Source organism: Phytopseudomonas seleniipraecipitans (assembly GCF_900102335.1).
GTDB lineage: Bacteria > Pseudomonadota > Gammaproteobacteria > Pseudomonadales > Pseudomonadaceae > Aquipseudomonas > Aquipseudomonas seleniipraecipitans.
The window spans coordinates 204,821-218,717 of sequence record NZ_FNBM01000005.1; the positions used below are offsets into that span (position 1 = coordinate 204,821).

Sequence of the window (13,897 nt, forward strand, 5' to 3'; positions counted from 1 at the left end):
GTTTGCGTGAGCGCCGTAGATTCCCTGCAGGTCAAGTCGTAAGGCGGGTGAGCGGCACAATAGCGTCGTTTCGGGTGCCGTAATCATGGTACGTCGTGCAACTGACCAGGCTGTTTTTGGGGGGCGGCGTGATGGGTTACGGCGCAGCGGGAATGGCGGTCATCGGGTCGCCGTAACAGGCGCCTAACCCACCCTACGGTTGTGTGAGTGCTGTAGATCCCTGCAGGTCACGTCGTAGGGCGGGTGAGCGGCACGATGGCCGGTCGCTTTCGGCGCCGCGATCCTGGTGCGTCGCGAAACGCACCGAACGGTGTCAGGTGGTGCGCGAAGGCGACCTCTGTCGCCCGCCGTGGCTCAAAACCATGCTTCGTTCATCGCCAGGCACGTGTCGTCACGTTGCTCCAGCAGGTCCAGATCGTGATGACAGCCCGGTACCTCGCGCAGCAGGAAGTAGCGGGCTGCCTGCAGTTTGCCGCTGTAGAAGTCGACATCCGCCGGGTTGCCGGCCAGGCGGCCCTGTTCGGCGTGAGTGGCCTGTTCCAGCCAGCGCCAGCCGATCACCAGATGGCCGAACACTTTCAGGTACAGCGCCGAGTCCGCCAAGGCGCTGTTGACGCGACCCTGTTGCAGATCGCCGAGCAAGCCGAGGGTAACGTCCGACAGGCGCGCCAGCAGCTTTTCCAACGGCTGACGCAAGGCGTCCAGTTCGGTGAAGGGCTCGGCGCGCTGGCAGGTGTCGATGATCAACCGGCTCAATGCCTCGAGCGCTGCGCCGCCGTGCTGGCCTACCTTGCGCCCGAGCAGGTCAAGGGACTGGATGCCGTGGGTGCCTTCGTGGATTGGGTTGAGGCGGTTGTCGCGGTAGTACTGTTCCACCGGATGGTCGCGCGTATAGCCGTGGCCGCCGAGGATCTGGATCGCCAGCGCATTGGCCTGCAGGCAGTACTCCGACGGCCACGACTTTGCCACCGGTGTCAGCAGGTCGAGCAACTGCCCGGCCTGAATACGCTGCTCGGCATCCTCGAGGGTCTGGCTGTCATCGAACAGTCGCGCGCAATACAGGGCCAGGTCGAAGGCGCCTTCCACATAGGCTTTTTGGGTAAGCAACATGCGCCTTACATCGGCGTGCTCGATGATCGCCACCTGACCGCTCGCGGCATTCTTACCGTCGGGCAGGCGCCCCTGGCTGCGTTGGCGGGCGTAATCCAGCGAATACAGATAACCGGCGTAAGCGAGCATCGTTGCGCCCATGCCGACGCCGATACGCGCCTCGTTCATCATCTGGAACATGTACGACAGGCCGGCGTGAGGCTGACCGACCAGATAGCCGATGCAGTTGCCCTGGTCGCCGAAGTTCAGGGCCGTGGAGGTGGTGCCACGCCAGCCCATCTTGTGGAACAGCCCCGCCAGGGTCACGTCGTTGCGTGGGCCGAGGCTGCCGTCCTCGGCGATCAGCCATTTTGGCACGATGAACAGCGAGATGCCTTTGACCCCGGCGGGCGCATCGGGCAATCGCGCCAGCACCAGGTGGATGATGTTCTCGCTCAGGCCATGATCGCCGCCGGAAATGAAAATCTTGTTGCCCTTGAGGCGGTAGCTGCCGTCGCCAGCCGGTTCGGCGCGGGTGCGGATATCGGCGAGGGAGGAGCCGGCATGGGGCTCGGTCAGTGCCATGGTGCCGAAGAAGCGGCCGTCGATCATCGGCTGCAGAAAGCGCTGCTTCTGCGCGTCGTCGCCAAACGCTTCGATCAGGTTGGCGGCGGCCATGGTCAGCAACGGGTAAGAGGCTGTGGCGATGTTGGCGGCCTGAAAGTGGGCAAAACAAGCCTGTGACAGCAGGTTGGGCAGTTGCATACCGCCTGCCTCGAAATCCCTCGTAGTGTTCACGAAACCGGCATCCATGAAGGCGTGCAGTGCAGGCTTGACCTCGTCGATCAGATGCGCTGCGCCATCGACATATTGCGGCTCATGCTCGTCGCCCTTGCGGTTGTGCGGGGCGAACAGCTCTTCGGCGATGCTGCGCGCGGTATCCAGTGCCGCGTCGAAGGTCTCCCGGCTGTGCTCGCTGAAGCGCTGGCGGCTGGTGAGCGCTTCGGCGTTCAGCACTTCGTAGAGTTCGAACGCCAGGTTGCGGGCGCTGAGCAGGGTCTCGGGCATGATGGCTCTCCGGTTGAATGGGGCCAGTCTAGAGCGCTGGGTAAGCGCCGCCAGCATCATCGACCGCCGTGATGCTGCGGAACAAGCCGGACCGTCGTCGACCAATCCTTTGCAGGCGCTGCACCACGCGCTCAGGACGGCTACAATTCGTCCCCTGTTCAGGAGTCGATGATGAATTACCGCCACGCCTTCCATGCCGGCAACCACGCCGATGTGCTGAAACACCTGCTGCTGTGCCGCCTGTTCGCCTTGCTGGCGCGCAAAGAGGCTCCTTACGCCTACCTCGATAGTCACGCCGGCGTCGGTCTGTATGACCTGACCGGCGATCAGGCCAGCCGCACCGGTGAATGGCGCGAGGGCATTGGTCTGTTGTGGCAGGAGCAGCATGTGCCGGCTGCTCTTGATAGCTACCTGGAGGTGATCCGGGCGATGAACCCCGACGGCCTGCTGCGCCATTACCCGGGCTCGCCGGAGCTGGCGCGGCTGCAGTCGCGCGAACAGGATCGCCTGCAACTGAACGAGAAACACCCGGAAGACGGCCGCCTGCTCAAGGAAAACATGGATGCCGACCCGCGCGTCGCCGTGCACCTTGGCGAAGGCTGGCACGTACCGCGGGCGCTGCTGCCGACCCGCGAAAAACGCGCGGTGCTGTTGATCGATCCGCCGTTCGAGAAAGCCGACGAACTCGAGCGATGCGTGACGGCGCTCAACGAGGCGATCGGGCGCATGCGCCAGACCATCGTTGTGGTCTGGTACCCGATCAAGGACGAGCGCCAGCTCAGACGTTTCTACCGCGACATGGAAAAGAGTGCCGCGCCGAAACTGCTGCGTGCCGAGCTGTTCGTACACCCGGCGGACGACGCCCAGCGCCTGAATGGCTCGGGCCTGCTGATCAGCAACCCGCCATGGGGCCTGGAAGAAGAGCTACGCGAACTGCTGCCCTGGCTGGCCGAGCGCCTGGCTCAGAGCAAGGGCAGCTGGCGTCTGGACTGGCTGATCGCAGAGTAGGCGTGGTCGGTCTCGGCTGAGCCCAGGCCGGTTCAGTTTGAATGGCCGGTGAGCGCTGCCACGAAGCGTTGCGGATCTTCCACCATCATCAGGTGCCCACCGGGCAGGTAGCTGACGCTGGCGGCGTGCTCGAGCGCCCAGCCAGGCACGTCCCAGCTGTCTTTTGAACGCTCGCCGGAGATCAGGTGGATCGCGAGAGGGCCCTCGAACAGGGCTCTGACGGTCGCCAGGTATTCTGGCCGGCGGGTCACCTCGACTACCGAGCGCGCGGTGGCTTGGAGGGTCGAAGCAGGTTGGTTGGCCAGTAAACGTGCTGCGGTGTCGAGATGGCTCGCCGAAGCGCTTATCCCTGAGCGGGCCAGCCATTCTTCTGGTTTTTGCCGGAACTGGGCGAGCATTGCATCAGCCTCCGGAGCCTGCATCTGCGCCACATTGGCCGACGAGAATGCGTCGGCCAGCGAAAAATTCCCTTCGACGCTGACCAGTGATGCCACCCTTTCCGGGTGCGCTGCCGCGAACAGCATAGCGATCGCGCCGCCCACCGAGTGGCCCACCAGATGCACGCGCTCGATGTCATGTGCCAAGAGCCATTGGGCGAGGTGTGCCACTTGGCCGTCGAGCGTAATGCAAGAGGGTTCTGCATCCTGCAAGCGGCCGTAGCCGAGCAGGTCGGGTGCATGGGCCTGGCGGCCATGCGCGGCGAATAGCGGAACCAGGTCGCTCAGGCTGCCAATGAGGCCGTGGATAAGCAGGTAGGGATAATGTGGCATAGCGGCACATCCAGACGCGGGACGAAAGCTCGCGCCGGTTGAATCAGCGCCGGCGCGGGTCGACGTAGTAGCTTAGCTGCTGCCTTGGGTTCAAGTACTCGCGGGCTTCCGGCGGCAGTTGTGAGGCGCGCACGCTGGCGGCAATGGCCAATGTAGGTTCCGCCTCCAGGTTGACGATCAGCGCTTCTTCCTTGGGAATCTGCGGGTCGTAGATGATCAGGGTGGGCTTCATCGGTAGGGTGGGGTGCATGCCGAGCACCAGCGCGTAGCGCTCATCTGCGAGTTGCACCAGGCTGCCTGGCGGATAAACGCCCATGCAGCGAATAAACGCCTTCAGCGCGACTTCGTCGAAGCGAATGCGCAGCTGCGGCGCGAACATGCGCGCCAATGCTTCGTGGGGGCTCAGGGCCGTACGTGGGTCGAGCGGGTTGCACAGGTTGTCGAAGTAGTTGGTGATGCACACGATACGGCTCATGCGACCGATCGATGGCTCGTGCAGCTGCCGCGGGTAACCACTGCCGTCACAATACTCGTGGTGCTCGTGGATGATGCGCAACACGTCGTCGTCGAGCATCAGCTTCTCGCCCATGCGCCGGCCGAATACGGTGTGCATTTCCAGCAGCTGTTGCTCAGGGCGCGTCAGTGGTGGCGGTTTGAGCAGTACCTTGCTGGGTACTTCCAGCTTGCCGATATCGTGCAGCAGAGCGCCCATGCCGAGCACATGGCTGGCCTCGCCATCCAGGCCCAGATGACGACCGAGCATCACCGACAACACCGTAACGTTGAGCGAATGCACGTAGGCATCTTCGGCGGCCTTGCCAGTGATGCTGTGCAAGGCCACGCCATCTTCGCCCAGCATGGTTGCGACCAGCTCGTTGACCAGTGCGCCAGCCTGTTTGACCGAGTCCTCGGGCTGATTACGCAAGCTCTGGTTGAGCGTCTTGACCCGCTGGCTGGCCTGCGTGAAAGCGCGATCCACCTCGGACAGGCGTTTGCGCAGCACGCTGAGTTGCTTGACTCGCGCCTGGCGCGCCTGCTCTTGCGGATCCGGTGGTGGGGGTGGCGCCTGTTCGACCGGTTTCGTTTGGATTGCCAATGGCGGGCAATCGCTACGCGTCGGGTCATAGCGCAGCCGCTTCAAACCCAATGCCCGAAGTTGCTTGAGCTGGCTGTCGTCCTTGATCTTGAAGCTGCTGAAGGCGAACGAGTGTTCCCACCAGCTCAGATCGAGTTGGACATAAAGCCCGACGCACAATTGGTCGGGCGAAATGTACTGAGTGGTATCCGGCATTCCGTGCTTGATCTACTAGAGGCTATTCACGAAGTCTAGCGGCGTGCTGGCGTTATGGCAGCTCGTCACATCCGACTATTCCGATACTCAGGCCGGCAGGCACACTCCGGTACCGCCGAGGCCGCAATAGCCCTCGGGGTTCTTGGCCAAGTACTGCTGATGGTAGGCCTCGGCATAGTAAAACGTCGGCGCCAGGGTGATCTCAGTGGTGATTTCGCCCAGGCCGGCTTTTGCCAGCTCGCTCTGGAACTGCGCCTGGCTGCCCAGGGCGATTTCCAGCTGTTGTTCATCCATGCAGTAGATCGCCGAGCGGTACTGGCTGCCGATGTCGTTGCCCTGGCGCATGCCCTGAGTCGGGTTGTGCACTTCCCAGAACACCTTGAGCAGCGCCTCGTAGCTGGTTTGCTGGGGATCGAACACCACCATCACCACTTCGGCGTGGCCGGTCAGGCCAGAGCAGGTTTCTTCATAGGTCGGATTGGGCGTGTGGCCACCGGCGTAGCCAACGGCGGTCGTCCAGACGCCAGGCTGCTGCCAGAAACGGCGTTCAGCGCCCCAGAAGCAACCCAGGCCGAACATGGCGGTTTGCAGCCCGGCGGGGAACGGACCCTGCAGCGGGTTGCCGTTCACGTAGTGAGCCTCAGGAACCGAGATCGCTGTCTCGCGGCCAGGCAGCGCCTGCTCGGCGCTGGGCAGTTCGAGTTTGTGAGCGAGTATTTGCGAGCGTAAGACCATGCGTCATGTTCTCCGAATCGTATCTGTATTGGGGTAGACCGCGACGGCTGCCAGGCGTTTGTTGCCGTTCAGCGCGTGGGGCGCCGCGGGTAGCGCTTCAGGCTTTCTACCAGATCGCGCCCGGCAATGGGACGGTCGAACAGGTAGCCCTGACCAATATCGCAATGCTGGCGGCGCAGGAAACCGAGCTGGGCCGGGGTTTCGATGCCCTCGGCGACCACTTTGAGTTTGAGGTTGTGGGCCATGGCAATCACCGCAGAGGTAATTTCCATGTCGTCCTGGTTTTCGGGGATGTCCTTGATAAAGCTGCGGTCGATCTTGATCACGTCGATCGGGAATTTCTTCAGATAGCTGAGCGACGAGTAGCCGGTGCCGAAGTCGTCCATGGCCAGTGTCAGGCCCAGTTGCTTGAGGCGGCTAAGCTGGCTGCGCGTGTCTTCGGTGGCTTCCAGCAGCAGGCCCTCGGTAAGTTCCAGTTCGAGCAGCTCTGGCGACAACTGTTCTTCTTCGAGAATGGCGGCGATCGAGCCGACCAGGTCCGGGTCGCTGAATTGCTTGGGAGACAGGTTGATCGCCACCTGCAGGTTGCCCAGCCCCACTGCGCTGAGCTGGGTGCTCATTCGACAGGCCTGGCGTACCACCCACTTGCCGATGGGGATGATCAGCCCGGTTTCCTCGGCGACGCTGATGAACTGATCGGGACGGATCATGCCCTTTTCCGGATGCTGCCAGCGCAGCAGTGCTTCCATGCCCAGCAGTTGCCCGGTTTTCAGGCACAGTTTGGGCTGATAGAAAACTTCGAGTTCATTCTGGGTCAACGCGCGGCGCAGGTTGTTTTCCACGAAGAGCTTGTGGGCCGCTTCGGCATTGAGCACATCGGTGAATATCTGCAGCTGGTGCTTACCGTTGGCTTTGGCCTTATGCAGCGCCAGCCCGGCGTGCTTCATCAGGGTCTGTGGATCGTCACCATGCTCGGGCGAGCAGGCCAGGCCTACCGAGCCGGTAACGTTGATCAGTTGGTTGTCGACGAACAAGGGCTTGTCCAGCGTCATCAATACTTGCTGGGCAATCTGCTGGCCCCGCTCGCTCTGGCAGTCGTCGATCAGGATAGCGAACTCGTTGCTGGCGAAGCGTGCCAGCGTTCCCTCGACGCCGAAGCTGTTGCGTAGTCGCTTGGCCAGGCTGACCAGCAGTTTATCGCCGGTCTGGTGGCCAAGGGTGTCGTTGATTCGCTTGAAGTTATCGATGTCCACCAAGAGCAAGCTGGTAGGCGTACCGCTGGTGCTGGTAAAGCGTTTTTCCAGGGCGCGGATGAACGCATAGCGATTGCCCAGCCCGGTGAGGTTGTCGCTGTAAGCCAGGCGCTCGATACGTTGCTGCGATTGTTTGGATTCGGTGATGTCTTCGTAGATGCCGATGTAGTGCGTCAGGGTGCCGTCATCGGCGTGCACCTTGGAGATCGTGAACTGGCTCCAGTACGGTTCTAGGTTCTTGCGGCGGCTCCTGAATTCGCCCTGCCAGCTGTTTTGCTCGGCCAGCCCTGAGGTGCTGTCGAAAAGCAGGTCGCTGAGGTTTTCCAGGGCTGGCAGCTCCGACAACTGACGGCCCTGCACTTCGTCTGCACTGTACTGGGTGATCGCGGTAAAGCTCGGGTTGACGTACTCCACCATGCCGTCGCGATTGAGCAGGATGAAGGCGCTGGCGCTCTGCTCGACCGCCCGCTGGAACAGGTAAAGGGCGCTGGTGGCGTTGCGCCGTTCCTGGTTGCTCAGCACGTTGGCGTACTGGTCGGCCAGTTCGCCGGCGAAGGCGATTTCGTCGGCCTGCCAGATACGCGGCCCGCCAGTGTGTTCCAGGCAGAGCACGGCGACCAGCTCACCGCCGACTCGGATGCTGGCATCCAGAATGGCGGTAATCGCTTCGGGTCGCAGGTAGTCGTCGCGAAGCTCACGGGTGCGCGGGTCGTTCTCGGCGTCGTGCGCGCTCAGTGATCGGCTTTCCTGCAAGGCGCGGAAATAGCTGGGGTAACGGCGGCCGTCGATCGGCAGGGGATTCTCGTACTGATCCTGATCAAGCAGGTAGAGCGTTATCGGTTCAAGAGTATCGCCGTTGATGTGCCAGATACCGGCCCGGGCTACACCGTAAATCTCACAGGCGCTGCGGGTAATCAGCTCGGCGGCTTCGCGGATGGTGTTACTGCTCTGGTAGCGCTGGCTGGCCAGGCGCACGATCAATTGCTGCTGGGCCAGTGAGCGCAACTCGTGTTGGTGCAGCTCGGCCTGGCTGCGCTGGAACTGCTCCAGCGCGTCGAGCAACTCGATCGAGGCAGGTGGCTCCGGTGTAGGCGGGCGGCCACTGGCTTCTTCATCGTCACCGGTAACCATCAGATAGCCGCGTAGCAGGTGCCGGCCACGCTGCTTGAAGGGCTCGCCGAGCTCCATCAGATTCAGCGGGCCTTGCGGCGTATGCAGGGTGTAGCGCACCACGTAATGCGAGCTAACTGCCAGTTGCTGCTGGATGGAATCGTGAAGGCGATAACGCGCTTCCGGCTCCATCAGGCTGGCATAGGGAGTTTCCACCAGGGTGCAAAGATCGCTGGCGGGGATGCCGAACTGTTTTTCGCAAGACGCGTCGAGAAACAGCAGAAGCCAATTGGCCTCGTTCATCCGCTCGAAACGCATCATGCCGAGCCGCGAAGGCACGGGCAGTTGCGTCACAACCTCGGCCGCTAAACGGCTCGCGGCATCGGGATGGCTTTTCATCGAATGGTTGTATTCCATCTGCTGGCGCAGGCAAACGCCTGGCCTTGTCACTATAGCGCTAACGAGGGGTATTGCCGTATCGACCCTGCCGCAGCGAAGCGGTAGTGGTGCCTAGGTTGCACGATGGTGTGATGACTGACAAGGAATCTAGTGGCAATGTGATTTCTTTCTTCTAACTAATTGGTTTGGAGTAGGTAATTATTTCATCCTGATGTCGGCCAAGCCCCTTTGGCGGGGTGTTTGCACGCTTTTTTCTGACAGGCGCGCAAAAAAAACCCCACCGGTTTGGGTGGGGTTCAGGAGACGAGCGTAACGCTCGAATCGAAATCGCTTACAGCAGCATGGTACGGATGTCGGTCAGCACATCGCCCAAGCGCTTGGTGAAGCGTGCAGCGGCAGCGCCATTGATCACCCGATGATCGTAGGACAGCGACAGCGGCAGCATCAGCTTGGGCTGGAAGGCCTTGCCGTCCCAGACCGGCTGGATGGTCGCTTTGCTGACACCGAGAATCGCCACTTCCGGCGCGTTGACGATCGGCGTGAAGCCGGTGCCGCCAATGTGACCGAGGCTGGAGATGGTGAAGCAGGCGCCCTGCATGTCGTCAGCGGAAAGCTTCTTGGTGCGCGCCTTTTCTGCCAGGGCAGCGGCTTCGGCAGCCAGTTGCAGCAAGCTCTTCTGGTCGACGTTCTTGATCACAGGGACCAGCAGGCCATCCGGGGTATCGACGGCGAAGCCGATGTGCACGTATTTCTTGCGGATCACCGCCTTGCCGCTTGGCGCCAGCGAACTGTTGAAGTCCGGCAGCTCCTTGAGCAGGTAGGCGCAGGCCTTGAGCAACAGCGGCAGCACGGTCAGCTTGACGCCGGCTTTCTCGGCAACGGCCTTCTGCGATACGCGGAAAGCTTCCAGCTCGGTGATGTCAGCCGAGTCGAACTGAGTCACGTGCGGCACGTTCAGCCAGCTGCGGTGCAGGTTGGCAGCGCCGACTTGCATCAGGCGGGTCATCGGTACTTCTTCGACTTCACCGAACTTGCTGAAGTCGACGTTCGGGATCGGCGGAATGCCGGCACCACCGGTTGCACCGGCAGCTGCTGCGGCAGGGGCCGATTTGGCTTTCTGCAGCTCAGCCTTGACGTAAACCTGCACGTCTTCCTTGAGGATACGGCCTTTCGGGCCGCTGCCAGCTACGGCGCTCAGCTCGACGCCGAACTCGCGGGCCAGCTGACGCACGGCCGGGCCGGCGTGAACCTTGCTGCCGTCGCGGCTTGGCACGGCTGCCGGAGCGGCCTGCGGTGCAGCTTTGGCAGGTGCCGTGCCCTGAACGTTGGCTGCTTTGGCCTGTTCTGGAGCGGCAGCTGGCGCCTGGGCAGCAGGAGCAGCTTTGGCGGCCGCCTTGCCTTGCACCTTCATCACCAGAATCAGATCACCCGTTTTGGCCTGATCGCCGACCTTGATGGAGATGCTTTCGATAACGCCAGCCTTGGGAGCAGGAATCTCCATGCTCGCCTTGGCCGACTCCAGCACGATCAGCGATTGCTCGGTCTCGACGCTGTCGCCCACCTTGACCAGCACCTCGATCACGCCAGCGGTATCTTCGCCGATGTCCGGGATACGCACTTCTTCGCTGCTTTCGCCGGCCGGCTCTTCAGCTTCTGCAGGCGCAGCGGCTTCGGCAGGTGCGGCACTCGGTGCAGCTGCCGGCGCGCTGGCCGCTTGCTTGGGCTGAGCGCCACCCGCGCCCTTGAGCACGAGGATCAGGTCGCCGGTGCCGACTTCGTCACCGACCTTGATCGATACGCTTTCTACCACGCCGGCAGCCGGCGAGGGGATCTCCATGCTGGCCTTGTCGGACTCCAGGGTGATCAGCGACTGATCTGCCTCGACGGTGTCGCCTGGCTTGACCAGCACTTCGATCACGCTGGCTTTGGCGTCGGAACCAATGTCCGGCACCTTGACTTCCTGCGGCTCAGCATTGCCGGCCGCTTCAGCCTGAGGCTCGGCAGCCGGCTGCGGGGCAGCGGCTGGAGCTTGCTGGGCGGGCGCTGCTGCCTCGGCCGGAGCGGCCTCGGCATTGCCTTCCACGTCCAGTTCGAGCAGCTCGTCGCCTTCTTTCAGGTTGTCGCCCAGCTTGACCTTGAGGCTCTTGATGACGCCGGCCTTGGGGGCCGGAATCTCCATGCTGGCCTTGTCAGACTCGAGGGTCAGCAGGCTCTGGTCGGCTTCGATGCGGTCGCCGACCTTGACGAATAACTCGATGATTTCACCCTCACCGCCGCCGATGTCGGGTACGCGAATCAATTCACTCACAATGCGTCTCCTCAGCAGTCCAGTGGGTTGCGTTTTTCGGGGTCGATACCGAACTTGACGATGGCTTCGGCCACCGCTTTGCGTTCGATTTCACCACGGTCGGCCAGCGCTTCGAGCGTAGCCAGAACGACCCAGCGACGGTCCACTTCAAAGAAGTCGCGCAGTTTGCGGCGGCTGTCGCTACGGCCGTAGCCGTCGGTGCCGAGCACCTTGAATTCCTTGACCGGTACCCACTGACGAATCTGCTCGGCGAACAGCTTCATGTAGTCGGTGCTCGCCACGACCGGACCTTTACGGCCGCTCAGGCACTGCTCGACGTAGCTCTGCTTGGGTTCGTCGCCCGGGTGCAGACGATTGCTGCGCTCTACGGCCAGGCCGTCGCGACGCAATTCGTTGAAACTGGTCACGCTCCACACATCGGCACCGATGTTGTAGTCGTTGCGCAGGATCTTCGCCGCTTCGCGAACTTCGTTGAGGATGGTGCCGCAACCCATCAGCTGCACATGGTGGGCGGCTTCCTTGGTGTCCTCTTCAAGCAGGTACATACCTTTGATGATGCCGTCTTCGACACCTTCCGGCATGGCAGGCTGCTGGTAGTTCTCGTTCATCACGGTGATGTAGTAATAAACGTTTTCCTGCAGCGTCATCATCCGGTGCGTGCCTTCGCGCATGATCACCGCCAGCTCGTAGGCATAGGTGGGGTCATAGCTGCGCACGTTGGGGATGGTGCTGGCCAGAATATGGCTGTGGCCGTCTTCGTGCTGCAGTCCTTCGCCGTTCAGTGTGGTACGGCCGGAAGTGCCGCCCAGCAGGAAACCGCGGGTCTGGCCGTCGCCAGCAGCCCAGGCCAGGTCGCCGATACGCTGGAAGCCGAACATCGAATAGAAGATGTAAACCGGCAGCATCGGCTGGTTGTAGTTGCTGTAGGCAGTGCCCGCGGCGATGAACGAGGAGAACGCGCCGGCCTCGTTGAGGCCTTCCTGTAAAATCTGGCCGTCCTTCTCTTCGCGGTAGTACATCACCTGATCGCGGTCGACCGGCTCGTACAGCTGCCCCACCGGGGAGTAGATACCCAGCTGGCGGAACATGCCTTCCATACCGAAGGTACGCGCCTCGTCGGCGAGGATCGGCACGATGCGCTTGCCCAGCTCCTTGTCCTTGACCATGGACGCGAGGATGCGACCGAAGGCCATGGTGGTGGAGATTTCGCGGTCGCCCGAGCCATCGAGAACGGCTTTGAGGGTTTCCAGCGGCGGCGTCGGGATGCTCATGGTGCCGCGGTTACGTTGCGGCAGGTGGCCACCGAGCTTCTCGCGGCACTTGCGCAGGTATTTCATTTCCGCGCTGTCTTCGGCAGGGCGGTAGAACGGCAGTTCTTCCAGCTGCGAATCGTTCAGCGGAATGTCGAAGCGATCGCGGAATTTCTTCAGCGACTCGATATCGACCTTCTTGGTGTTGTGTGCGGTGTTCTTGGCTTCGCCGGCACCGGTGCCATAACCCTTGATGGTCTTGGCCAGAATGACGGTCGGCTGACCCTTGTGGTTGACCGCCTGGTGGTAGGCCGCATAGACCTTGTACGGGTCATGGCCGCCACGGTTGAGCTTCCAGATTTCGTCGTCGGACAAGTTCTCGACGCGCTTGAGCAATTCTGGATCATGGCCGAAGAAGTGTTTGCGCACGTAGGCGCCGTCTTTGGCCTTGTAGTTCTGGTATTCACCATCGATCGCCTGGTCCATGCGACGCTGCATGCGGCCGTCTTCGTCCTGGGCGAACAGTGGGTCCCACATGCGGCCCCAGATGACCTTGTTGACGTTCCAGTTGGCGCCGCGGAACACGCCTTCGAGTTCCTGGATGATCTTGCTGTTACCGCGAACCGGGCCGTCGAGGCGCTGCAGGTTGCAGTTGATGACGAAGATCAGGTTGTCGAGGTTCTCGCGGCCGGCCAGGGAAATGGCGCCCAGGGTTTCCGGCTCGTCGGTTTCGCCGTCACCGATGAAGCACCAGACTTTCTGCTTGCCGGCCGGGATGAAGCCGCGGTTTTCCAGGTACTTCATGAAGCGTGCCTGGTAGATCGCGGTGATCGGGCCCAGGCCCATGGAAACGGTCGGGAACTGCCAGAAGTCCGGCATCAGGTGCGGGTGCGGGTAGGACGACAGGCCGCCACCATCCACTTCCTGGCGGAACTTGAGCATCTGCTCTTCGCTCAAGCGGCCTTCCAGGAAGGCGCGAGCGTAGATGCCGGGAGAGGCGTGGCCCTGGTAGTAGATCAGGTCGCCGCCATGCTCGTCGGTCGGGGCCTGGAAGAAGTAGTTGAAGCCGATGTCATAGAGCGTCGCGCTGGAGGCGAAGGTGGAAATGTGGCCGCCCAGATCCGGATCCTGCATGTTGGCGCGCATGACCATGGCCAGCGCGTTCCAGCGAACGATCGAACGGATGCGACGTTCCATGAACAGGTCGCCCGGCATACGCGCTTCACGGGTGACCGGAATGGTATTGCGATAGGGCGTGGTCATCGAATAGGGCAACTGCGTGCCGCTGCGAGTGGCCAACTCACCCAGGCGCGTCATCAGATAGTGGGCACGGTCTTCGCCTTCCTTGTCGAGGACGGATTCCAGTGCGTCCAGCCATTCCTGGGTTTCGATTGGATCGAGGTCTTGCATGGCTTGCTCCAGAGCGGAAAGGCTTCCAGAATCGGAAGCCAGGATGCGTGGCCGGCTTTTTGAGCGGGCACATTAATTCTTGGACATACCGGTTGGGTAGATCCGGCTTTGTGTAGTTTTACTACATTTCGCAGGCGATTTCAGCTCTTACGATTGATTCAGCCGTAGCAAAACCACAATCAAATCAGGCGCGAGCCATACGCAGC

At 61.9% G+C, this 13,897-nt stretch carries 8 protein-coding genes; 1 reads left to right on the forward strand and 7 read right to left on the reverse strand.

Translation table 11 applies throughout. From position 1 onward, the window contains the following. Positions 1-354: 354 nt before the first annotated feature. Entirely contained in the window at positions 355-2,157 is a 1,803-nt protein-coding gene (locus BLS60_RS12905) for an acyl-CoA dehydrogenase family protein (RefSeq protein ID WP_092368645.1), read from the reverse strand. Positions 2,158-2,328: 171 nt separating this feature from the next. Between BLS60_RS12905 and BLS60_RS12910 the strand changes: the two genes are divergently transcribed. Beyond that, positions 2,329-3,165 carry a 23S rRNA (adenine(2030)-N(6))-methyltransferase RlmJ gene (locus BLS60_RS12910; RefSeq protein WP_092368648.1) on the forward strand — a complete coding sequence of 279 codons (837 nt, stop codon included), beginning with the start codon at positions 2,329-2,331 and terminating at the stop codon, positions 3,163-3,165. 32 nt (positions 3,166-3,197) lie between these two features. On the opposite strand, the gene BLS60_RS12915 is transcribed toward BLS60_RS12910, so the two are convergent. The 6 genes from BLS60_RS12915 to aceE form a co-directional block, all read right to left on the reverse strand. Further along, positions 3,198-3,935, reverse strand: coding sequence for an alpha/beta fold hydrolase (locus BLS60_RS12915; protein WP_092368651.1), 738 nt, complete (start codon positions 3,933-3,935; stop codon positions 3,198-3,200). A gap of 43 nt (positions 3,936-3,978) precedes the next feature. Further along, positions 3,979-5,226, reverse strand: coding sequence for a cyclic di-GMP phosphodiesterase (locus BLS60_RS12920; RefSeq protein ID WP_092368654.1), 1,248 nt, complete (start codon positions 5,224-5,226; stop codon positions 3,979-3,981). Positions 5,227-5,313: 87 nt separating this feature from the next. After that, positions 5,314-5,961, reverse strand: a complete 648-nt coding sequence (gene msrA, locus BLS60_RS12925) for a peptide-methionine (S)-S-oxide reductase MsrA (protein ID WP_092368657.1) — start codon at positions 5,959-5,961, stop codon at positions 5,314-5,316. A 68-nt stretch (positions 5,962-6,029) separates the two neighbouring features. Then, a complete protein-coding gene (locus BLS60_RS12930; RefSeq protein ID WP_092368660.1) occupies positions 6,030-8,723 on the reverse strand; it encodes a putative bifunctional diguanylate cyclase/phosphodiesterase in 2,694 nt (897 codons plus the stop codon). A gap of 331 nt (positions 8,724-9,054) precedes the next feature. Beyond that, positions 9,055-11,031: a dihydrolipoyllysine-residue acetyltransferase gene (aceF, locus tag BLS60_RS12935; protein ID WP_092368663.1), complete on the reverse strand. Its 1,977-nt coding sequence runs from the start codon at positions 11,029-11,031 to the stop codon at positions 9,055-9,057. A gap of 11 nt (positions 11,032-11,042) precedes the next feature. Further along, positions 11,043-13,691 (reverse strand): pyruvate dehydrogenase (acetyl-transferring), homodimeric type, encoded by a 2,649-nt coding sequence (aceE, locus tag BLS60_RS12940; RefSeq protein WP_092368666.1) that lies wholly within the window; start codon positions 13,689-13,691, stop codon positions 11,043-11,045. Positions 13,692-13,897 lie beyond the last annotated feature (206 nt).

What these genes read in the sequence shown, in the direction of transcription:
- BLS60_RS12905 (WP_092368645.1), bottom strand. Translation starts at nt 2,157, where the DNA reads ATGCCCGAGACCCTGCTCAGCGCCCGCAACCTGGCGTTCGAACTCTAC.
- BLS60_RS12910 (WP_092368648.1), top strand. Translation starts at nt 2,329, where the DNA reads ATGAATTACCGCCACGCCTTCCATGCCGGCAACCACGCCGATGTGCTG.
- BLS60_RS12915 (WP_092368651.1), bottom strand. Translation starts at nt 3,935, where the DNA reads ATGCCACATTATCCCTACCTGCTTATCCACGGCCTCATTGGCAGCCTG.
- BLS60_RS12920 (WP_092368654.1), bottom strand. Translation starts at nt 5,226, where the DNA reads ATGCCGGATACCACTCAGTACATTTCGCCCGACCAATTGTGCGTCGGG.
- msrA (WP_092368657.1), bottom strand. Translation starts at nt 5,961, where the DNA reads ATGGTCTTACGCTCGCAAATACTCGCTCACAAACTCGAACTGCCCAGC.
- BLS60_RS12930 (WP_092368660.1), bottom strand. Translation starts at nt 8,723, where the DNA reads ATGAAAAGCCATCCCGATGCCGCGAGCCGTTTAGCGGCCGAGGTTGTG.
- aceE (WP_092368666.1), bottom strand. Translation starts at nt 13,691, where the DNA reads ATGCAAGACCTCGATCCAATCGAAACCCAGGAATGGCTGGACGCACTG.